Source organism: Alloalcanivorax sp. C16-2 (assembly GCF_046507615.1).
GTDB classification, from domain to species: Bacteria; Pseudomonadota; Gammaproteobacteria; order Pseudomonadales; family Alcanivoracaceae; genus Alloalcanivorax; species Alloalcanivorax marinus_A.
On the sequence record NZ_JBKFTL010000001.1, the window covers coordinates 1513761 to 1533482 of the forward strand.

General features: G+C 66.0%; 20 protein-coding genes. 8 read left to right on the plus strand and 12 right to left on the minus strand.

The features are described 5' to 3' along the window. Window positions 1-37: 37 nt before the first annotated feature. The 5 genes from ACLD02_RS07105 to ACLD02_RS07125 all read right to left on the minus strand — a co-directional run bounded on the left by ACLD02_RS07105 (window position 38) and on the right by ACLD02_RS07125 (window position 6112). Entirely contained in the window at window positions 38-1414 is a 1377-nt protein-coding gene (locus tag ACLD02_RS07105; protein ID WP_410298295.1) for an alanine/glycine:cation symporter family protein, read from the minus strand. Window positions 1415-1436: 22 nt separating this feature from the next. Continuing rightward, window positions 1437-2429 (minus strand): GlxA family transcriptional regulator, encoded by a 993-nt coding sequence (locus tag ACLD02_RS07110; RefSeq protein WP_203104720.1) that lies wholly within the window; start codon window positions 2427-2429, stop codon window positions 1437-1439. Between the two features lie 268 nt (window positions 2430-2697). Further along, window positions 2698-5037 (minus strand): fatty acid cis/trans isomerase, encoded by a 2340-nt coding sequence (locus tag ACLD02_RS07115; RefSeq protein WP_410298296.1) that lies wholly within the window; start codon window positions 5035-5037, stop codon window positions 2698-2700. A 48-nt stretch (window positions 5038-5085) separates the two neighbouring features. Next, a complete protein-coding gene (locus ACLD02_RS07120; protein WP_338015211.1) occupies window positions 5086-5541 on the minus strand; it encodes a DUF3429 domain-containing protein in 456 nt (151 codons plus the stop codon). 70 nt (window positions 5542-5611) lie between these two features. After that, the gene (locus ACLD02_RS07125; RefSeq protein WP_203104718.1) at window positions 5612-6112 is read right to left on the minus strand and encodes a DUF1643 domain-containing protein; all 501 of its coding nucleotides are present in this window, start codon (window positions 6110-6112) and stop codon (window positions 5612-5614) included. 63 nt (window positions 6113-6175) lie between these two features. Here ACLD02_RS07125 and ACLD02_RS07130 point away from each other — a divergent pair, with 63 nt between their 5' ends. Continuing rightward, the gene (locus tag ACLD02_RS07130) at window positions 6176-6898 is read left to right on the plus strand and encodes a nitroreductase (protein WP_203104717.1); all 723 of its coding nucleotides are present in this window, start codon (window positions 6176-6178) and stop codon (window positions 6896-6898) included. 6 nt (window positions 6899-6904) lie between these two features. On the opposite strand, the gene ACLD02_RS07135 is transcribed toward ACLD02_RS07130, so the two are convergent. Beyond that, window positions 6905-7420, minus strand: coding sequence for an Hsp20/alpha crystallin family protein (locus ACLD02_RS07135; protein WP_203104716.1), 516 nt, complete (start codon window positions 7418-7420; stop codon window positions 6905-6907). Window positions 7421-7617: 197 nt separating this feature from the next. Between ACLD02_RS07135 and ACLD02_RS07140 the strand changes: the two genes are divergently transcribed. Continuing rightward, window positions 7618-7827, plus strand: coding sequence for a dodecin (locus tag ACLD02_RS07140; protein WP_203104715.1), 210 nt, complete (start codon window positions 7618-7620; stop codon window positions 7825-7827). 20 nt (window positions 7828-7847) lie between these two features. Here the strand turns inward: ACLD02_RS07140 and ACLD02_RS07145 are convergent, their stop codons facing one another. The 5 genes from ACLD02_RS07145 to ACLD02_RS07165 all read right to left on the minus strand — a co-directional run bounded on the left by ACLD02_RS07145 (window position 7848) and on the right by ACLD02_RS07165 (window position 12380). After that, complete coding sequence (locus ACLD02_RS07145; RefSeq protein ID WP_410298297.1) at window positions 7848-9488, minus strand: DEAD/DEAH box helicase; 1641 nt, start codon at window positions 9486-9488, stop codon at window positions 7848-7850. Window positions 9489-9699: 211 nt separating this feature from the next. Beyond that, window positions 9700-10317 (minus strand): YceI family protein, encoded by a 618-nt coding sequence (locus ACLD02_RS07150; protein WP_410298298.1) that lies wholly within the window; start codon window positions 10315-10317, stop codon window positions 9700-9702. A 103-nt stretch (window positions 10318-10420) separates the two neighbouring features. After that, window positions 10421-11230 carry a DUF4198 domain-containing protein gene (locus ACLD02_RS07155; RefSeq protein WP_410298299.1) on the minus strand — a complete coding sequence of 270 codons (810 nt, stop codon included), beginning with the start codon at window positions 11228-11230 and terminating at the stop codon, window positions 10421-10423. A 47-nt stretch (window positions 11231-11277) separates the two neighbouring features. Continuing rightward, a complete protein-coding gene (locus ACLD02_RS07160) occupies window positions 11278-11766 on the minus strand; it encodes a DUF2271 domain-containing protein (RefSeq protein WP_203104711.1) in 489 nt (162 codons plus the stop codon). Window positions 11767-11774: 8 nt separating this feature from the next. Further along, the gene (locus ACLD02_RS07165) at window positions 11775-12380 is read right to left on the minus strand and encodes a PepSY-associated TM helix domain-containing protein (RefSeq protein ID WP_410298300.1); all 606 of its coding nucleotides are present in this window, start codon (window positions 12378-12380) and stop codon (window positions 11775-11777) included. Between the two features lie 129 nt (window positions 12381-12509). On the opposite strand from ACLD02_RS07165, the gene ACLD02_RS07170 reads away from it, so the two are divergent. The 3 genes from ACLD02_RS07170 to ACLD02_RS07180 all read left to right on the plus strand — a co-directional run bounded on the left by ACLD02_RS07170 (window position 12510) and on the right by ACLD02_RS07180 (window position 16611). Further along, entirely contained in the window at window positions 12510-13217 is a 708-nt protein-coding gene (locus ACLD02_RS07170; RefSeq protein ID WP_203104709.1) for a response regulator transcription factor, read from the plus strand. Continuing rightward, window positions 13217-14563 carry a sensor histidine kinase gene (locus ACLD02_RS07175; RefSeq protein ID WP_203104708.1) on the plus strand — a complete coding sequence of 449 codons (1347 nt, stop codon included), beginning with the start codon at window positions 13217-13219 and terminating at the stop codon, window positions 14561-14563. Before ACLD02_RS07170 ends, ACLD02_RS07175 begins: the two co-directional genes overlap by 1 nt. A gap of 86 nt (window positions 14564-14649) precedes the next feature. After that, the gene (locus ACLD02_RS07180) at window positions 14650-16611 is read left to right on the plus strand and encodes a ligand-gated channel protein (protein ID WP_410298301.1); all 1962 of its coding nucleotides are present in this window, start codon (window positions 14650-14652) and stop codon (window positions 16609-16611) included. Between the two features lie 72 nt (window positions 16612-16683). Here ACLD02_RS07180 and ACLD02_RS07185 read toward each other — a convergent pair whose 3' ends face one another. Beyond that, window positions 16684-17082 carry a DUF4168 domain-containing protein gene (locus ACLD02_RS07185; RefSeq protein WP_203104706.1) on the minus strand — a complete coding sequence of 133 codons (399 nt, stop codon included), beginning with the start codon at window positions 17080-17082 and terminating at the stop codon, window positions 16684-16686. Window positions 17083-17313: 231 nt separating this feature from the next. Here ACLD02_RS07185 and ACLD02_RS07190 point away from each other — a divergent pair, with 231 nt between their 5' ends. From ACLD02_RS07190 to ACLD02_RS07200, 3 genes are all read left to right on the plus strand, one after another. Continuing rightward, window positions 17314-18024: a phosphoadenylyl-sulfate reductase gene (locus ACLD02_RS07190; protein WP_203104705.1), complete on the plus strand. Its 711-nt coding sequence runs from the start codon at window positions 17314-17316 to the stop codon at window positions 18022-18024. Between the two features lie 203 nt (window positions 18025-18227). Next, entirely contained in the window at window positions 18228-19046 is an 819-nt protein-coding gene (locus ACLD02_RS07195) for an alpha/beta fold hydrolase (protein ID WP_410298302.1), read from the plus strand. Window positions 19047-19064: 18 nt separating this feature from the next. Continuing rightward, on the plus strand, window positions 19065-19676 hold the full coding sequence (locus tag ACLD02_RS07200) for a VOC family protein (RefSeq protein ID WP_203104703.1): 612 nt from the start codon (window positions 19065-19067) through the stop codon (window positions 19674-19676). Window positions 19677-19722 lie beyond the last annotated feature (46 nt).

A 19722-nucleotide genomic window follows, 5' to 3' on the forward strand; every position in this document is an offset into this window, starting at 1 on the left:
TTATCTTCCTTGCGCGGGCGTCAAGGCGCTGTCAATTTCACTCACGCCGGTCGCCGGCGAAATACGCCCGCGCGGCCCGGTTGACCCGGGGCGCCAGGCGTAGCGAGGCGATCATGGTGGGCAGCGCCATCAGGGCATACATGCTGTCCACGATCCGGATGATCAGGTTCAGCGACGCCACCGAACCGATCACCACCAGACAAAGATAAAACCAAACATAGTGATGTTGGTAGCGCGCGCCAATCAGAAAACCCAGGCACTTGGCGCCGTAATACCAGAATGTGACCACGGTGCTCAAACTCAGAACCCCCACCAGCACCGCCAGGAGCACGCCGCTGTAATCCAGGAACAGGCTGTCGAAGGCGGCCACCGTGAGGCTCACGCCATTGTCGTCGCCGCTGCGCCAGACGCCGCTGATCAGGATCACCAGGGCGGTACAGGTGCATACGATCAGGGTATCGATGATCGGCCCGAGCATGGCCACCAGCCCCTCGCGCACCGGTTCGGCGGTGCGCGCCGCGCCGTGGGCCATGGCTTCGGTACCGATGCCGGCCTCGTTGGAAAAGGCGGCGCGGCGCACGCCGGTGATGATCACCGCGCCGAGTACGCCGCCGGCGGCGGATTCGCCGCTGAAAGCGTCGTGCACGATCAGCGCCAGGGCCGGCCCGACCTGGTCGGCATGGGTGGCCAGCACGATGGCGGTAAGCAGCAGGTAGCCGACGATCATGGCCGGCACCAGCACTCCGGTGACCTTGCCCACGCGGGGCAGCTTGCCGGACACCACCGCCAGAACCAGGCCGGCCAGGATCACGCCGAATACCAGGTCGAAGGTGAAGTGGTCGTTCTCGGCGGTCCAGCCGGCGGGGATGGCGATCGCTTCGCGCACCACCTCGGTGAGCTGATTGATCTGGAAAATCGGCATGGTGCCGAGCATCCCGGCCAGGGCGAAGAAATAGGCCAGCGGTCGCCAGTGTCGCCCCAGGCCCTCGCGGATGATGTACATGGGCCCGCCCTGCAGGGCGCCTTCGCTGTCGCGTCCCCGGTACATGACCGCCAGGGTGCAGGTGTAGAACTTGGTGGCGATGCCCACCAGCGCGCTCATCCACATCCAGAAAATGGCGCCCGGCCCGCCCACGGCGATGGCCACGGCCACCCCGGCCACGTTACCCATGCCCAGGGTGCCGGACAGCGCGGTGCTCAGCGCCTGAAAATGCGACAGGGTGCCTTCGTCATCGCGGTCCGGCGGGGTGAACAGCAATCGCACCCCGGAGAACAGGTGCCGATAGGGCAACAAACGGGAATAGAGCAGGAAGAACAGGCCGCCGCCCATCAACAGCGCCACCAGAGGCGGGCCCCAGAGAAACCCCACCAGTTCAGCCAGGGCTCCGTCGAGGCTTTTATAGAAATCGTCCATGGCGAACTAGCCTAGCACCGGCTCAGTCGCGCAGCGAGCCGACCCGGGCGAAGCGTTGGCGGTAGTGGCTCGGCGACAGACCTGTGTGGCGCTTGAACAGCCGCGAAAAACTGCTCACATCCTGGTACCCGACCTGCTCGGCCAGATGACCCAGGTTGGTGGCGCCGCGCTCCAGCATCTTGCGCGCCGCTTCGATGCGCACGCGCTGCAGGTACTGCAGTGGCGGCTCGGCCAGCGCGTTGGTGAAACGCCGTTGCAGTTGCCGGGGGCTCAAATGCACCCGCTCGGCCAGGTCCGCCAGGGTGGTGCCCTCGGCGAAGTGTTCATGCAGCCAGGCCTGGACCTGCTGTACCTGCTCGTCGCGATGGTAGGTCTTGGCGGGCAGGCCGGCGTAGACGCTTTGCGGGTCGTTGCGCACGTCGATCACGAACGCCTTGGCCAGCTCCCGGGCGAGATCGGCGCCGCAGTAGCGCTCCACCAGAAGGATGGTCAGGTCCCGCCAGGCGGTACCGCCACCGGCGCAGAAGATGTTGCCGTCCCGGGTGATCAGCTCCCGCTCGTCCAGTTTGACCCTAGGGTAGCGTTCCCGGAACAGGGGGCTGTAACCCCAGTGAGTGGTGGCGCGGCGACCGTCCAGCAGGCCGGCCTCGGCGAGCAGGAAGGCGCCGGTGCAGTTGCTGGCCATGTCGGCGCCGCCGGCGTGCAGGAAGCGCAGCCATTCCAGGGTGTCCTGCTCCTGGCGCAGTACCTGGGTGATCTCGTTGCCGATGGTCGGCACCACCACCAGATCGCACTGATCGACGCGCTCCAGGGCATTGTCCACGGCGATGCGCATGCCGGCGGTGCAGCGCACCGGCTGGCCGCCACGGGAGACTACCTGCACCTTGAACTGGCGATTCAGGGGCTGGCCGTGAATACGGTTCCAGGTGACACCGGTCAGGTTGAGCAGATCCATCACCCCGGTGAGGGCCGAGGCGAATACGCCGTCATAGGCAAGCACGCTGACTTGGTACATATCTTCTCTTATTGGAGGGCCGGGCGGCCGGTTTGTCGTGAATCACCATGAATAAGTCATGGGCGACAATACCAGTCCGGGGCCGGTGCTGCCATCCTGTCGCGTATTCTGGAACATGAACCCGCGCTGGTTCAGGGCCGGGGGCAAGGCGCCGCCGGTCGGAAAGAATATCGTCATCAGGCTCGGGAGCCTGCCACGGCAGGCATGCTATGACGGTAGTGTTAAGCCCCGCATTCTTGCGGGGCTTTTTTTTATCGGCAGCACCCGCCTAGAAATTCCCGTAGCGGTTGATGTCCAGGATGCCCGCCTGGACCGGCTCGTGGCGTTCCATGTAGCGCCGCGGCGCGTGGATGTATTGCCAGAAGTCGGTTTCGGTGCGGCGCAGGCCGAAGCGTTCCACCAGGGCGGTGAAATCCGCCTCGTCGCGGGCGCCGGTGAGGGCGTCGGCGAAGGCCGGCAGGTCATCGGCGGCGACCCGGAACAGGAAGTTCGGATAGCTGAGCAGCACGCCCGGGTAAAGCGTCAGGGTGTCCTTCTCCGGCTGGTAGCGCAGCGACTCGCCGAACATGAAGGCCACGTTGGAGTGGGCCCGGTTGCGTAGCAGCGAATAGACCGTGTATTCCCCGTCGCCCTCCACCAGCAGCAGGCTGGCTTCCGGCATCCAGTCCACCACCGGCAGGTCGGCGGCGGTCCGCGACGCGATCGGCGCCAGGGTGGTTTCCACCCGGCGTTCCAGGTCGCTGGCATCGGCCCGGGCGCAGTCACCATCGCCGCAACGGTTGATCGGGTCCGGTCGCGCGTTGACGCCGGCGAACCGCCCCAGCAGGCCGGCGTTGAATTCGTTCATGGGCGTGGCGGTCTGGTAATCGATGCCGGTGGGCGTGTCGGTGTCCGCTTCGGCGTAGCTGATCAGCAGCTTGAGCCGCCCGGTCTTCTGGTACCAGCTGTCGAGCACCGGTTTGCGCGCCTCGGCGGGCAGGAAGCGCAGGGTGTTCTGCTCGGCGCCGTTGCGGATCAGATCGAAGTAGAGCCGGGTCTGGGCCTGGTGGGAGACCGAACCGAACACGTCGAAATTAACCACCAGGTTGTAGTAGGAGCGCTCGAACAGCGGATAGTCCATCACCCAGGTGGTGAGCGGGTAGTCGCCGATCAGCCCGCGCCGCACGGAGGAGTTGTCATGGTGGCGGAAGATGGTCAGCAAGGCATTGTCGTTGTTTCCGTCGCCGTTCCAGATCGAATCCCAGCCCGGGCCAGCGCTTTCCTGCTCGGCGTAGATGTCGTGGCGGGCGCGCAGGTACTGGTTGCGGCGGTGGGTGTAACGGAGCCATTCCGGGCCCAGATCAAGCAGATTGCCTTCCTGGCCGGGCAGGCCGATCAGGTCCGAGACCTTGGCCCGGTAGTCGGCGTCGGTGATGTAGAGATCATGATCCGGGTCCTGGAACACTGCCCAGAAGCGGTCGCGGATCACGTCGGTGGCGATTTGCCCCCGGCATACCGGGCCGCGAATGAAAGTGCGCACGAAGTATTCGGCGTCGTCGAGCATGATCTGGTAGCGGGCCCGGACGGGCAGGGCGCCGAAGGTGGTGAAGGGGTTGGCCCGTTCGTCCTCGCCATAGCCGGGCAGCCGGCTCACGGTCCAGGGCTCGGCGAAGAACAGCTTTTCCATGCGCCGGCGCTTGGCCTCGGTAAGTGCGTAGGTGATGTGCGTCTTGTGCACGATGGCGCCGCGCACCGGTCGCAGCCGGTACCAGAACTCACCGCCGGGTGGATCGTTGGGACGCGGCGTGGCGACCGGCACCACCGGTTTGCCCGGCGGGGTGCGTGAGCGCTCCAGGGTGAAGAAGTGATCGGGCCGTTGGCCGCCGCCGTCGTCGAAATACAGGTGCGCCAGGAACAGGTGCTCGTAGACCCAACGGGCCACCAGTTGCTGGCGGCGGCCATCCCGGTTAAGCCAGTTCTCCCAGGCACGAATCTGGCTGGTTTCCGCCTCGGACAGGGTGACGCGGTCATCCCCCGGCGGCGCGCCGGCCTCCAGCCAGGCGCGCACGGTGGCGAATTCCTCGTCGGTGAGCGCCGGCGTGCCCAGCGGCATGCCGCCCAGCGGGTGGTCCTTGGCGTAGTCGTCCATGCTGGTCGGGGTGGGGCACTGATTTTCCCGTTTCAGGCCCAGCTGGATCTCCTCGGGCAGCTTCTCGCCGGGAGCGAACTCATGGGCGCGGCCCAGGGCCAGCATGCGATACAGCACCGAGGCTTCCATCCCCTCGGTGCTGTCGATCACCGAGAAGAACCCCTTGTCGCGCCATTCGGCGGTGTCCCGGGCATCGACGAACAGTCGGGTGGGGTCGGCGGCCTTGGTGCGCTGCTTGTAGACCGGCTCCTTGGAAGCGCCACGATCCAGCCCGGCCACGGTTTCCAGTTTCAATTGGCAGGGGGCGTCATAACAGCCATGGCAGGCGATGCACTTGTTCTCCAGAATCGGCCGCACGTCCTGGTTGAAGGTCACCGGCGAGGCCGGCGGCGCGGTGTCGGGCGTGTCGTCGCAGCCGCCCAGCACGGGCGTGAACAGTAGACAAATGGCAAGCAGTGGCGATCGGCGGATTCCGGCCATGGGTCCCTCCAGTACGGTATGCGCCCGAGTCTAGCCCAGGCGTGGGTTTCAGAACATGGCCATCATGGCCGCCGCCCAGGCGATCACCAGGGCGAGCACCGAACCCGCCGTGAGACAGTGCCGCAGGGTTCGGTACCAGGCTGGCAGTACATCGAAAAACACCATCTGCTCACTGCCCCACACGAACACCAGGCCGGCGATCAGCATCGGCAGGGAAAACTCCACCGGTGGTAACAGCGCCAGCCAGCCGAGCAGCGCCGGCAATACACCAAAGATCAAGGTGCCGATGTGATTGCGGCGATCCAGCTCGGCCAGCGCCCGGCCCCAATGGACCGCGCCCAGGAACGCCAGAATCACCGCCGCGTAGCCGGTGACCGCGTCCAGGGCCCAGACCCGGGTGGTTTCCACCCAGGCCAGTAGCGCGCAGAAATAGAATGGAACCAGACCGGCGATGCCCATGACACGGGCGGCCAGCCTGTTACGTCTCGCAAAGCGGTTAGGCACCGGCTTTTCTCTCCTTACAACCCGGGCCAAGGCTAGCCAGTTGGAGGTGAAGGAGATGCCAAGGGGGCTTTCAGGCCGGTTCGCTGGCGGGCATCGGGAAGGGCGTCAGGGTCTTGGGCAGATAGAGCGGGTGGGCGGGCTCGCCGGAGCCGTTCAGGCGCAGGCAATGCAACGCCGGCAGCCAGGCGCGCACCCGCGCCGCCCGGTCGCCCTGGGTGCCATGGTTGCCCCAGCCGGCCACCACCAGGGCGGCGTCCGCGGCCAGCCGCCGCAGCCACCAGTCGTTGCGCGGGCCGATCGGGTCATCGGCGGCGAACAGGTCGCGGGGGTAGGTGGCCCGGTAGGCGAACAAGTTGGCCACGCACAAACCGGAGTAACCCCAGTCCCGGGCGAAGCCGATACAACGGCGAATGGTGGGATCGTCCTTGCGGTGGTCCGCGGTGGACGGGTTCAGGCCCACCAGCAGCAGATAGTCGTCGCCGTCGCGCCAGCGACGCCACAGGGCGTAGCGGTAGCGGCGGCAACGGGAGAAATTGGCGGATCTCGCCATCTGGTCGAGCGGCTTCGTCATGGCGCGCTAGTGTACCGTTTTGCCAAACTGTCGCCAGTGCGCCTTCCCATTCAGGAACTCCCGATGGAATTCAATGATGTGCTCAATGCCCGGCGTAGTACCCGGGCCTTTACCCAGCAGCCGGTGCCGGACACCGTGCTCGATGCCCTGCTGGACCGCGCCGTGCGGGCGTCGCCGAGCTGGTCCAATACCCAGCCTTACCAGGTGGCGGTGGCCAGCGGCGCGGTGCTGGACGACTTGCGCGGCGAACTGAGCCGTCGTTTTGAACGGCTCAGCCGGCTGCAAAAGGCGCCGGCCTGGAAGAAGGCGCTGGCGGCCCTGCGCCGGGACCCGGGGTTGCCGGACGGCGACTTCCGGCCGGTGGTCAACTACCCGGACGACCTGCAGCCGCGCCGGGTGGCGACCGGCCGGGCCCTGTACGAGCAACTCGGCATCGGCCGCGCCGACAAGGCCGCCCGCCGGGAGCAAATGGCCGCCAACTTCCGTTTCTTCGACGCGCCGGTGGCCCTGTTCGTGTTCGCCCACAAGGGCCTGGACGTCTACAGCGTGCTGGATTCCGGCATTTTCCTGCAGACCCTGATGCTGGCCGCCACCGATCAGGGGCTCGGCAGCTGCGCCCAGGGAGCCCTCGGGCTGTGGCGCTCGCCGTTGGAAAAGCATTTCCGGATTCCGGCGCGCTACCAGTTGCTGTGCGGGCTGTCCCTGGGCTATCGCGCCGACCTGCCGGTCAACACCTTCCAGCCGGGCAAGCTGCCGGCCTCGGCGTTGCGCATCCCGGAGCGCTGAGCGCGTTCAGTGGATTTCGATGGCCCGGGTGCTGCGCGGGTGGTTCTCGTGGCGCGGCACGTCCAGCGTCAGCAGCCCGTTGTTGAACGAGGCGCTGAGGGCATCACCATCGGCGTCCGCCGGCAGCGTCAGCAGTCGCTGGAAGCGACCGAAACGGCGCTCCGTGTAGTGGTAACCGTCCTCTTCGTTGAGTCGGGTTTCCTCCTTGCGACCGCTGATCACCAGGGTGTCGCCATCCAGGTTCACGGACAGATCGTCGCGCTCCATGCCGGGCACCTCCACGGTGATCATGTAGCGGTCCGGCTTCTCGACGATGTCGATGTTGGGTCGGAATGGCGCCGATGGCTCCGCGTGGGGCGCCGGCGTGGTCCAGGCCATGTCGCCGAGCATCTGTTCGAACCAGTTGTCGAACTCCCGATCCCAGCGTAGCAGCGGATGGGACGGGCGCCGCTGGGTCAGCGGTCGGTCACGGCTGGTTTCCTTGCTCAACCAGTTCCAGGGAAGCAGTTTGCTGTTGCTCATGGTTCAACTCCTTCTGACAACCTTCTCATTTCCGACATTAAGGTCATCGGGCCCGGTTTCAAGACCCGGCGCGCCGCTTCCTTGACCGGCATCAGTATCGGGCTGTCGGGAAAACACCGTAAAAGACTCGGCGAGGGCCTTGAAACCGGGGCCGCTGGAGGTCGAGGCTGGAGGAACACTCAGGAAAGGAGGCAGTAATGAGCGAGCACGTTTATAAAAAGCTGGAACTGGTCGGCTCATCAAGGACCGGCATCGAGGACGCGGTACAAAACGCCGTGGCCGCCGCCGGCAAGAGCGTCGACAATCTGGAATGGTTCGAGGTGAAGGAGACCCGTGGCCACATCGAGAATGGCAAGGTGGCCCACTTTCAGGTGGTCGTTAACGTAGGGTTCCGGGTCGACGCCTGAGGGCGCCGACCCGGAGCGTTCTAAACGCTTTCCAGTTCCAGCATGCGCTGACACACCCGGGTGGTGCGCAGCTGGTGGAGCTGCTTGGCGCTGAGCGCCTCCGGCAGCTGTACCGTGCTGTGGTCCTGGTGGATGCGGATCGCGCCGATCTGGCCGCTGCTCAGGCCGGCCTCGTTGGCGATGGCGCCCACCAGGTTGCCCGGTCGCACGCCGTGGGTCTCGCCCACGGACACCCGATACATTTTCATCGGCCCCGCGTTACGCGGGGCCTTGCCGCTCTTGCGATCCCGTTCGCGCTTGCCGCCCTTGCCGGCGGTGGCGCCGCCCTGACGTTCGCGCTTGGAGGGCGGCGGCGCCGCCTTCAGGAACAGCGGTTCCTTCTCGAACATCAGCGTGGCCAGAGCGACGGCCAGATCCTCGGCGGGCAGTTCCAGTTCCTGGGAGAGCTTGGCCAGCAGTTCGCGGTTGGCGTCCGTGTCGCCGCGTTTGAGGGCTTCGCCCAGACTGTCCCGGAAGGCATCCCGGCGGCGCTGGTTGAGTGCGTCCACGGAGGGCAGGTCCATGCTTTCCAGACGCTGGCCGGTGGTGCGCTCGATGCCGCGCAGCAGACCCTGTTCGCGGCGCGCCACGAACAGGATCGCCTCGCCGTCACGACCGGCACGGCCGGTACGGCCGATACGGTGCACATAGGCTTCCGGATCGGTGGGCATGTCATAGTTGAACACATGGGTGATGCGCGGCACGTCCAGGCCCCGCGCCACCACGTCGGTGGCCACCAGCAGGTCGATGCGGTGCTCGCGCAGCCGTGACACGGTGGTTTCCCGCTGTGCCTGGGGCATGTCGCCGTTAAGCGCCTCGGCGCGCCAGCCCCGGCCGACCAGCTGTTCAGCCAGGTTGATGGTGGCCTGTTTGGTGCGCGCGAACACGATCACGCCGTCGTGGGGTTCGGCTTCCAGAATCCGGCACAGGGCATCCAGCTTGTTGATGCCGGCCACCGGCCAGTAGCGCTGGCGAATACGCTCACCGGTGCTGGCCTTGCCTCCGTCGATGCGAATCCACTCCGGGTTCTTCAGATGCTGGTCGGCGATGGTCTTGATCGCCGGCGGCATGGTGGCGGAGAACAGCGCCAGTTGGCAGTCCGCCGGGGTGCGTTCCAGCACCCAGCGTACGTCGTCGATGAAGCCCATGCGCAGCATCTCGTCGGCTTCGTCGAGCACCAGGGCGCGCAACTGGTCCAGGCGCAGGCTGCCGCGTTCCATGTGGTCCATGACCCGGCCGGGGGTGCCGACGATCACCTGGGAGCCGCTTTTCAGGGCACGCAGCTGATCCCGGTAGCCGCCGCCGCCGTAAATCGGGGTCACGGTGACGCCGGGCAGGCCGGAGGCGAAGGTTTCCAGAGCCTCGGCCACCTGCAGGGCGAGCTCGCGGGTGGGAGCCAGCACCAGCATCTGCGGTGCTTTCAGTTGCGGGTCGAGACGGGCCAGCAGGGGCAGGCCGAAGGCGGCGGTTTTACCGGTGCCGGTTTGCGCCTGACCCAGCAGATCGCTGCCTTTCAGCAGAGCGGGAATGCTGCGTTCCTGGATCGGGGACGGAGTTTCAAAGCCAAGACGGGCAATTGCGCCGAGCAGCGACTCGGGCAGGCCCAGGGTATCGAACGACATGCACAGACCTTTCGGTGGACGGGCGCTGGGCCGGGCTTGTCGATCAGTGCGGTGCCGGCGTGGCCCTGAAATGAGGGAGGCGAACTATACGGGATGCGTGGCGGAAATGCACGCTTTTTCGGGGGTTGGGGTGGGGGGAGGTTATCGCGACTGAAGTCGCTCCTACGGGGGGCGCGTAGGAGCGACTTCAGTCGCGATGGGGTGGACGGTGTTACCCCTCCTGCTTCTTGGCGAAGGCGTCCGCTTCCACCGCTTCCACGGTGATGCGCACATCCAGCTCATCGCTCACCGCCGGCACATAGGCATCCATGCCGAAGTCGGAGCGCTTCAGGGTAGTGGTGGCGTTGAAGCCGGCCGCCGGCGCGCCGTCGTACATGGGGTGTTCGCCCACCTTGTTGACGGTGGCATCCAGCACCACCTGTTTGGTGATACCGTTGACGGTCAGGTCGCCGACCAGATCGAAGGACTGGCGGTCATCGGCCACGTTACGGATGCCGGTGCTCTTGAAGGTGATGGTGGGGTGCTCCTTGGCCTTGAAGAATTCCGGCTTGTTGAGCAGGTGTTCGTTGAGCAGCGGCACATGGGTGTCGATGCTGTCCACCTGGATGGTCACGTCGACGCGGGCGTCGGTGGGGTCGTCCGGATCGGCGGTGAGGGTGCCGCTGATGTCGTTGAAGTTGGCCTCGGGCACGGAAAAGCCGAAGTGGTTCCAGGAAAAACGCACCTGGGTGTGGCCCGGGTCCAGGGTGTATTCGGTGGTGTCCGCCAGAGCCGGAGTGGCCAGGGTGAACAGGGCGGCGGCGAACAGGCCGGTGAGTGCGGATCGCATGACGTCTCCTTACGGGTTCCTGATGGGTGGCTCCAGCCTAGCCGGAGAGGCGGGATTGGAACCACCGCCTCACCGACGCGGTTTCTTCAGATTATTCGATTCGTTACAGCGGCAACACCTCGAAGGTGGCCATGTACTGCAGCCGGCGGCCGTCGGCCTTGTCGTGTTCGGCGCGGTCGTCGGCGTGGTTGGCTTCCAGGTAGTAGCGGCCCGCTTGTGGCCATTCCAGGGACACCTCGCCGTTCTCGTCGCTGGTCACGGTCCAGGCATTCTGGCTATCACGATAGCGGGTGCCGGCGGGCATCACCTCAACTTCCAGGCCGGAGACCGGCTCGCCATCCACCAGGAAGCGGAAGCGGGCGGTTTCGCCCTGGTACAAATCATTGGGGTGGGTCAGAGCCTGCAGTTCCAGGCCCTTGCCGGTGGGGGCCAGTGCCTTGTCGCTGGGGGCTCCCACGGTGGCGAAGGTTTCCAGGCGGCTGATCACCTCGGAGATGCGTACCTCCGTGGCGCCCTCGGGCACTTCCTTGAGCAGGGCCTCCGGCGACTGCCCCCGTTGGTGGTGGCGCTCGCCGTCGAGCTGGTAAAGGCTCACGTACAGCGGTCGGAACAGAGTCACGCGGTAGCTGCCCTGTTGGTTCAGGTTGACGTCGAACACGCTGCGGCGATGGCCTTCCAGGCGGTTGTCCACTTCCGCTTCCTTGCCGTCCGGGCCGGTTACTTGCAAGCCGGCCAGGGGGAACGGCATGTCCACGTAGAAGATGTCGTTGGAGGCGGATGTATCCACGGTGATCCACTGGGTGTCGGACACCACGGTGTGGCTGGGCAGCAGCCAGCGCTTGTGGGCCTGGGCGGCGGGGCTGAGTACCAGCAGCGCGGCCAGGGCGGCGCCGGCGAAGGGCAGGGCTTTCATGGCGGTCTCCTTGCTTATTGCGTTCTTTGTCGTTGGCGAAGCGTTGTTCAGGGCGCGATGCGCAGGCGCACGCGACCCAGTTCCTGGTCGCCGGCGGCATCCACGGTGGCGGCCTCGTCGGCGGGCCAGTGGAAGGGCAGGCGCACCACTTCCCGACCGCCCACTTCCCGGGCCGCTTCCACCACCAGCTCGTAATCGCCCTCCGGCAGGTCGGCCAGGGCCGGCAGCTCGGAAAAATCCACGCCGTGCTGGCCGGGGCGGCGGGTGGCGCCGGTGAGCCCGTCATAGGGATCGCTCTGGCCGCGGCCGGTGCGGCGCCACCACAGGCGCAGGTCCTTGAGCCATTTCTCCTGGTCGTCGTACCACAGACCCAGCGGCGTCACCGCGCCGGATTCGCCGTGGCGCACCCAGAAGGCCACGTAGGGGGCGTGGTACTCCGCCACGCTCAGGCGCGGCACCTCCACGTCGACCTTGAATTCCGCGCTCCAGGTGGCGCCGGCCAGGGCGCACAGGGCGCTGGCGAGAACAACTCGCATAACGTCTCCTAATGAACGAAAAAGGCGATCAGCAGCCAGGGCAGAATCAGCCCCAGCGCGGTCACCGGCCAGGTGGCCGGTCGCCGTTTGGCGTGCAGCGCCATCAGCACCAGGCCGGTGGCGGCGAACACCAGGGTGGCGACCGCGAAAATGTCGATGAACCAGCGCCACACCGTGCCGGCATGGCGGCCCTTGTGCAGGTCGTTGAACAGCGCGATCCAGCCCCGGTCGGTGTCCTCCGCCATCAGGGCGCCGTCGGCGCGGTCGATGGCCAGCCAGGCGTCGCCGCCGGGGCGGGGCAGGGCCAGATAGACCTCCGCGGCGGACCATTCCGCCGGGCGGTGGTCCACCGCCAGCCCGGTTTCCCGGCCCAGCCAGCGGCGCAGTTCCGCCGGCAGCGGGCCGGATTCCACGTCCTCCAGGCCGGCCAGCAGGTCCGCCGGCAGCACCCGGTCCACGGTGGTCACGTCCGGTTCGGCGCCGATGGCGGCGGCGTGGTTGAGGGTGATGCCGGTGACGCTGAACAGCACCATGCTCACCAGGCATACCGCCGAGCTGATCCAATGCCACTGGTGGAAACGCTTCAACCAGCGGGCTTTGGCTTTCTTGTCCAAGGGATGATCCGGGCCAGCCTGCGAAAGCAGGCATGATAATAAGAATCGTTTTTAATTCGCAATCGAGACAGTGTAAGGAATGTAAGGACCCCGCTGGCGGCCTGGAATGATAATGCCTATTATTCGCGAATGAATGCTCTGACCCATTGCCCGGCCCGGCTGCTGGTGATCGAGGACGATCCGGTGCTGTCGGCGGACCTGCGTGCCTACTTCAGTGACCGCCACCACCAGGTGACGGTGCGCCGCGACGGCCGTTCCGGGCTGGCGGCGGCCCGGGATCAGCGGTTCGATCTGGTGATGCTGGATATTCTGCTGCCCGGCCTCGACGGCCTGGCTCTGCTCGCCGAGCTGCGCCGCCACAGCCCGGTGCCGGTGATTCTGTTGTCCGCCCTGGGCGATGAGCAGGACCGCATCACCGGCCTGGTGCGCGGCGCCGACGACTATTTGCCGAAACCGTTCAGCATGGCCGAGCTGGCGGTGCGCGTGGAGGCGGTGCTGCGCCGGGTGGCCCTGGAGCGGCGCGCGCCGACGGTACGCAACGCCGGTGGCCTGCGTCTGGACCCGGCCACGGAAAGCGCCCGCTACCAGGACCGGGACCTGGCGCTCACGGTCACCGAGTTCCGCCTGCTGCAGGTGCTCGCGGATCAGCCCGACCAGGTTTTGAGCAAGGCCTTCCTCTACCAGACCGTGCTGCACCGGGGCTTCGGGCGCCATGACCGCAGCCTGGACCTGCACGTCAGCCACCTGCGCCGCAAGCTGCGCGATGCCGGGATCGCCGGCCAGCCCCTGCGCACGGTCTGGGGCCAGGGTTACACCCTGGTCACCGAGGGGCTTTGATGCCCGGCCGCGGTTCCCTGTTCTGGAAGCTGGCCGCGCTGCTGTGCCTGAGCGCGGTGATCACCGTGGGCCTGAGCTGGACCCTGACCCGCCACGTGGGCAACCGGGTGCTGCTGCTCGACGAGGAAGCCAAGACCGTGCTGCGCGGCTACGCCGCCGAGGCCTGGCGGGCCTGGGACGGCGGTGGCGAGGAAGCGGTGGCCGCCTGGCTGGACGCCCTGGCCGAGCGGGAGCCCGGCGATGCCATGGTGGTGGACGCCAACGACGCGTCCCTCAGCGGCCGGTCGCTCACCGAGGCCCAGCGCGCCGGGCTGCGCTTCCAGCGCAAACCGGACTGGCGCATGAGCTTCCGGATGACCGCCATGCCCTACATCGGCGTGCCCTTTCCCCAGGCGCCGGAGGCCGGCAGCCTGGTGATGCAGTTGCCGCCGCGCTATTTCCCCGGTGACAGCTGGCCCTACTGGAAGACCTTTCTGCTGGTGGTGATGCCGGCGTTGCTGGCGCTGCTGGCCGGCGCCTTGCTGTACTGGCGCATCATGGTGCCGCTGCGCCAACTGCAGGCCCGGGTGCGCCGTTTCCAGGATGATCCGGCGGCGCGGGTGGACGCCGACCTGGCCCGGCGCGGCGATGAGTTCGGGGAACTGGGCCGGCGTTTCAATCGCATGGCCGAGCGGGTGGCCGGCATGCTCGACACCCAGCGGCGCCTGCTGCATGACCTCTCCCATGAACTGCGTACCCCGCTCAGCCGCCTGGCGGTGGCCCTGGAGAGCGACCTCCGCGAGGCGGAACTGCGCCGCCGGGTGGCCCGCGAGCTGGCGGCCATGCGCACTCTGGTGGGCGACACTCTGAGCCTGGCCTGGCACGACACCGAGCAGCGTGATGCCGCCACCGAGGTGCTGTCGCCGGTGTCGGTATGGGAGCTGGTGGCGGAGAACGCCGCCTTCGAAAGCGACTGGTCGCCGAGCCGCTTCCCCTGCCGGGTGCCGGGCTCCGCCCGGGTGCGCGGCAACCTCAACGATTTGGCCCAGGCCCTGGAAAATCTGGTGCGTAACGCGGTGCGCTACTCACCGCCGGACGGTCGGGTGACCCTGGATGGCCGCCGCGAGGGCGACACCTGGCATCTGTGGGTGGCGGACGAAGGCCCCGGCGTGCCGGATGAACGCCTGGACGCCATCTTTGAACCCTTCGTGCGCCTGGACCAGGCGCGCTCCGCCGACCACGGCTTCGGCCTGGGGCTGAGCATCGCCCGCCGCGCCGTGGCCCGGCAGGGCGGCACCCTGTGGGCGGACAACGACGGGCCCGGGCTGCGGGTGCATCTGCGGTTGCCGGCGGAGGCGGATGTATAGAATGTAAATCCTCTTTATTTGCAAATAAGAATGAATAGCATTTCCGGCTATTCGAGGTTCCATGCAAATAAGAGAGGAGTACTGGGATGGGAAGCACCTGGTGCCTTACCCTGGCGGGGTTGCTGGCGGCCGCCGTCGTGCCGGCCCTGGCCGACGACGCCGATAACGATCATCAACTGGGCGCGGTGACGGTTACCGCCGCCGGCCACGCCCAGCAATTGGAGGACGCGCCGGCGTCGATCAGCGTGATCACCCGCGAGCAGATCGAGCAGCGCTACTACCAGGATGCCACCGACGCCCTGCGCGACGTGCCCGGCGTCACCATCACCGGCGGCGGTGCCGGCGACCGGGGCAACGACATCGTGATTCGCGGCATGCCGTCCTCCTACACCCTGATCCTGGTGGACGGGCGCCCGCTCTCCACCCGGGAAACCCGCCCCAACGGCAGCGCCGGCTTCGAGCAGGACTGGCTGCCGCCGCTGCAGGCCATCGAACGCATCGAGGTGGTGCGCGGGCCCATGTCCACGCTTTATGGCTCCGACGCCATCGGCGGCGTGATCAATGTGATCACCCGCAAGGTGGCCGACGAATGGGGCGGCGGCATCCAGCTCGACACCATCTTCCAGGACGATTCCCGCTCCGGCGACATCCAGAAGGGGAACTTCAACATCAGCGGCCCGCTGGTGAAGGACCGCCTCGGCCTGCAGCTTTATGGCAATACCTATAACCGTGAGGAAGACCGCTTCGTCGACGGCTACGAAGAGAAAAAGCTGAACGGCCTGGCCGCGCGCCTGTCGTTCACGCCCACCGACAATCAGGACTGGACCCTGGAAGCGCGTCGCGTCGACCAGCGTCGCCGCTCGCTGATCGGCTACAGTGCCCCCGCCGAGGGCTGCCGGGGTGGCTGCACCGATTCCGACAATGAATTCAGCAACGAAATCCTGTCGCTGAGCCATGTGGGCCGCTGGGATTTCGGTACCACCGACACCTATATCCAGCGCGAGGACGCGGAGAACGAAACCCGCGAGATGACCATCGTCAACACCACCGCCAAGAGCAGCCTGATGCTGCCCCTGGCCAACCACCTGCTGACCCTGGGCGGGCAGTTCGAAAAAGAGGAACTGTCGGATCGCACCTCCAACCAGATCTCCGACCTGACCGACGTGGACGCGTCCAAATGGGCGGCCTTCGTGGAGGACGAGTGGATGCTGCCGGGCAACGTCAGCCTCACCGGCGGCCTGCGCCTGGACGATGATGAAAACTACGGCAGCCACGTCAGCCCGCGCCTTTACGCGGTATGGGGCTTTGCCCCGCGCTGGACCTTGAAGGGTGGGGTTTCCACCGGCTTCCGCTCCCCGGCGCTGCGCGAGATCACCCCCGGCTGGGGCCAGGTGAGCCGGGGCGGCAACATCTACGGCAACCCGGACCTGGAGCCGGAAACCTCGGTGAACAAGGAACTGGGCCTGTATTTCAACGCTGGCCGGCCACTGCAGGCCAGCGTCACCGTGTTCCACAATGATTTCGAGGACAAGATCACCCGCATCGCCTGCCCGGTGACCGTGTGCACCGACGGCCCCAACTCCTTCGGTTCCGACCCCACCTACCGGGTCAACGTGGACGAGGCCATGACCCGGGGCGTGGAGGCGGCGCTGTCCACCAACATCGCCCGGGTGCTGGATATCACCCTGAGTTACAGCTATACGGATTCCGAACAGAAGTCCGGTGAGTACAAAGGCGAGCCGCTCAACCAGATTCCCAAGCATCTGGCCAGCCTGCAGATGGACTGGCGCGCCACCGACACGCTGTCACCGTGGCTCACCGTGCGCTACCGGGGCGAGGAAAGCCAACCCATCACCGGGCCTTCCAGCAGCAGTATCGTGGCGCCTTCCAATACCCTGGTGGATGCCGGTCTGGCCTTCCGGGTGAACCGCAACACCACCCTCAACACCGGTATCTACAACGTTGCCGACAAGGAGATTTTCCAGGACGAGTACGGCTACGTGGAAGACGGCCGCCGCTACTGGCTGGGCATGAAGGTCAGCTTCTGAGGACCCGCCCCCGGTAAAACCGAAAAGGCCGGCGAATGCCGGCCTTTCTCGTTCCCGGGGGAAGCGGGGACTTCAGCGCTGCTTCTCGATGCGTTCGCGCAGCCCGGAGTCATACTGGGCCAGTTGCGCGATCTGGTTGTACTTACGCACCTCCAGACCGGAGTCCTTCACCGCCTGGACCATTTCCTGCTGAGCCTGGCGCTGCATTTCCATGGCCTGCTCGGGCTCATCGGAGTTCTCCTGCACCTTGGTGCGGTATTCGCCCTTGATCTCCTCCACCTTCTCCTGGGCGTCGGCGAACTGCTGTACCTCGTCGTCGGAGATGTCCGAGGCGTTGCCCAGGGCCGGCTGGGCGGTCTGTGGCGCCTTCGGCGGTGGCTGCTGGCCGGCGGCGTTTTGCTGCGCCAGGGCGGCGCCGCTGAGACCGGCGGCGAGGAACAGAGCGGACAGAGAAAGAACGCGTTTTTTCATGGCAAAGCTCCTTTACGGCTTAACAAAGGGGACATATCTCCCGTGTCCCCTCATTGGGACCCGCCTCGATGGCGGAGTTCCGAATCGAAACCGTCAAATTCCGTAAAGGCGTCATTGTTCACATATGCCGTACGGGCATAAAAATAGCACCAGATATTTCTTTTAAATGTGTCGCCCATCCTTATCATGACGGTTCCAAGCCACCGATCTGGAACAAGGACAGGCAACGCCATGGGTAACGCGCAGCTGATCACACGAGTGGGCGACAACAGCGCCGGTCTCTCCCGGGACGCCATCGAGGATCTCAACCGGATCTACGCGCCCCTGGACTTCGAGGCCCGCATCCGCCGCGTTTATCAGGACTTCGCCCCCGAAAAGATCATGGTGACTTCCTCCTTCGCGGCCACCTCCGCCTATTTCCTGCACATCATTTCGCGCATCCGGCCGGAGCAGAAGATCCACTTCATCGACACCGGGTACCACTTCCAGCAAACCCTGGACTACAAGGAATACCTGGTGGAGAAGTTCAACCTGGATGTGATCGACCTGCGCGCCGACCCGCGCCAGCACCAGATCACCCAGGACGAACAGATGTGGCGCACCGACCCGGACCTGTGCTGCCAGGTCAACAAAGTGCAGCCCCTGGAAGACGCCAAGGAAAACTACGACCTGTGGATTTCCAGCCTGATGGGCTGGCAGACCGAGCACCGCGCCGGCCTGGAGGTGTTCGAGGAACGCCGGGGCATGATCAAGTTCAACCCGATGATCGATGTCACCCGGGAGCAGCGCGACGCCTACATCGCCGACCACGACCTGCCGTTCCATCCGCTGGTGGCGGAAGGCTACCACTCCATTGGCTGCAGCCACTGCACCTGGAAGGGTGAAGGCCGCGAAGGCCGCTGGCAGGGCTCCAGCAAGACCGAGTGCGGTATTCACCTTTAAGCGCACACCTCCACGCACCGCGCGACAGAGAAAAACGGGCTTCGGCCCGTTTTTTTTTGCGTCCCACGCTGTGAAACCGAATCGATGGTATCGATGGTTTTCATGCAGCTTAATCATTTTCAAGCATTGTTGCGCCCCTCTATATTCGTTTTCAGGCCCTCTTCATCGGTTCCCATCACACAACAAAAGAGGAGCGCGACACGATGAAGGCAACAACGATCCCCGCCTCGGGCGCTGATCACTCCGAAAACGACCGGCCGGTTCTCATGCTACTGCCCGGCATGGTGTGCAACGGTCGCGCCTGGCGTCACCAGGCCCGCCACCTGGCGGGCCGCTGCGAACCGCGCATCGCCGACTACGGCGACGCCCGCCATATGACCGACATGGCCCGGGCCGTGCTCGCCCAGGCCCCGGAGCGCTTTCTGCTGGCCGGCCATTCCATGGGCGCCCGGGTGGCCATGGAAGTACAGCGTCTGGCGCCCCACCGGGTTATCGGGCTGTGCTTCGCCGGCACCGAATACGGCCCTTGCCCGACCGGCGAGGCGGGCCGCCGGGAAACCGAGACCCGCAACGGGCTGCTGGCCCTGGCCCGGGAGCAGGGCATGCCCGCCATGGCGCGCCGCTGGCTGCCGGCGCTGATTCCCGAGGCGCGGCTCGCGGACGAGCCCCTGGTGGAGGACATCCTCGCCATGATCGCCGAGCACTCCCCGGACCAGTTGGAAGCCCACATCGCCGCCGGCGCGGCGCGCCCGGATTCGCGCGCGGTGCTGCGTTCCATCAGCGCGCCTACCTTGCTGCTGGCGGGCGCCGAGGACCGGCTGCGACCGCCGGCCGCTCACCGGGAAATGGCCGACCTGATTCCCGGTGCCCGGCTGGTGGAGATCCCCGCCGCCGGGCACATGCTCACCATGGAAAACCCCGAAGCCGTCAATGCCGCCCTGGATCAATGGGTCGCGGCATGCTGGCCTTTTTGTTCCCGAGGGGCGGAGGCCTCCCCGGCCCACCCCGTCAATGTCGACTAACAACAAGAGGATATGACGATGACCGAAGCCACTACCGTTACCGGCAATCCCGAGCGCATCGCCGCCCTGCGCAAGGCGAATCGCGTGGGCAGGCTGCATCACCACGCCTTCATGGCCCGGGACATGGAAGAAACCCGCCACTTCTACGAGGACATCCTTGGCCTGCCGCTGGTGGGCACCTGGGTGGAGCGGGTCAACCCGGTCACCGGTGAGCCGGACAACTACGTGCACACCTTCTTCGAGCTTAACGATGGCAGCTGCCTGGCGTTCTTCCAGTTCAAATCCGAGCAGGCGAGCCAGGACACGTCGGTGAACAAGTTCGAGGACATCAACCCCTTCGCTCACCACATCGCGCTCACCGTGGAAGGCAAGGACACGGTGCGCCATTTCAAGCAGAAGCTGGCCGACGCCGGTGTATCCGCCTTTGAAACCGACCATGGCTATTGCTACTCGATCTATTTCCATGATCCCAACGGCCTTCAGGTGGAACTGACCACCCTGGTACCGGCCACCGACCGTTTGATGAGCGAAGCCGCCGGCACCGCCCATGAGACCCTGGCCACCTGGCTCAAGGAAGAGGATATGGCCACCAACAACACCGCGCGCGGCGACGGCTGGGTGCGCGCCTGAGGGCGCCGGCAAGTGACAACAACAAAGCAGAGACAATGAGGTAACG

Excerpts from the sequence above, each read along its gene's own strand:
- ACLD02_RS07105 (WP_410298295.1), bottom strand. The coding sequence starts at position 1,414 with ATGGACGATTTCTATAAAAGCCTCGACGGAGCCCTGGCTGAACTGGTG.
- ACLD02_RS07110 (WP_203104720.1), bottom strand. The coding sequence starts at position 2,429 with ATGTACCAAGTCAGCGTGCTTGCCTATGACGGCGTATTCGCCTCGGCC.
- ACLD02_RS07115 (WP_410298296.1), bottom strand. The coding sequence starts at position 5,037 with ATGGCCGGAATCCGCCGATCGCCACTGCTTGCCATTTGTCTACTGTTC.
- ACLD02_RS07125 (WP_203104718.1), bottom strand. The coding sequence starts at position 6,112 with ATGACGAAGCCGCTCGACCAGATGGCGAGATCCGCCAATTTCTCCCGT.
- ACLD02_RS07130 (WP_203104717.1), top strand. The coding sequence starts at position 6,176 with ATGGAATTCAATGATGTGCTCAATGCCCGGCGTAGTACCCGGGCCTTT.
- ACLD02_RS07135 (WP_203104716.1), bottom strand. The coding sequence starts at position 7,420 with ATGAGCAACAGCAAACTGCTTCCCTGGAACTGGTTGAGCAAGGAAACC.
- ACLD02_RS07140 (WP_203104715.1), top strand. The coding sequence starts at position 7,618 with ATGAGCGAGCACGTTTATAAAAAGCTGGAACTGGTCGGCTCATCAAGG.
- ACLD02_RS07145 (WP_410298297.1), bottom strand. The coding sequence starts at position 9,488 with ATGTCGTTCGATACCCTGGGCCTGCCCGAGTCGCTGCTCGGCGCAATT.
- ACLD02_RS07150 (WP_410298298.1), bottom strand. The coding sequence starts at position 10,317 with ATGCGATCCGCACTCACCGGCCTGTTCGCCGCCGCCCTGTTCACCCTG.
- ACLD02_RS07155 (WP_410298299.1), bottom strand. The coding sequence starts at position 11,230 with ATGAAAGCCCTGCCCTTCGCCGGCGCCGCCCTGGCCGCGCTGCTGGTA.
- ACLD02_RS07160 (WP_203104711.1), bottom strand. The coding sequence starts at position 11,766 with ATGCGAGTTGTTCTCGCCAGCGCCCTGTGCGCCCTGGCCGGCGCCACC.
- ACLD02_RS07170 (WP_203104709.1), top strand. The coding sequence starts at position 12,510 with ATGAATGCTCTGACCCATTGCCCGGCCCGGCTGCTGGTGATCGAGGAC.
- ACLD02_RS07175 (WP_203104708.1), top strand. The coding sequence starts at position 13,217 with ATGCCCGGCCGCGGTTCCCTGTTCTGGAAGCTGGCCGCGCTGCTGTGC.
- ACLD02_RS07180 (WP_410298301.1), top strand. The coding sequence starts at position 14,650 with ATGGGAAGCACCTGGTGCCTTACCCTGGCGGGGTTGCTGGCGGCCGCC.
- ACLD02_RS07185 (WP_203104706.1), bottom strand. The coding sequence starts at position 17,082 with ATGAAAAAACGCGTTCTTTCTCTGTCCGCTCTGTTCCTCGCCGCCGGT.
- ACLD02_RS07190 (WP_203104705.1), top strand. The coding sequence starts at position 17,314 with ATGGGTAACGCGCAGCTGATCACACGAGTGGGCGACAACAGCGCCGGT.
- ACLD02_RS07195 (WP_410298302.1), top strand. The coding sequence starts at position 18,228 with ATGAAGGCAACAACGATCCCCGCCTCGGGCGCTGATCACTCCGAAAAC.
- ACLD02_RS07200 (WP_203104703.1), top strand. The coding sequence starts at position 19,065 with ATGACCGAAGCCACTACCGTTACCGGCAATCCCGAGCGCATCGCCGCC.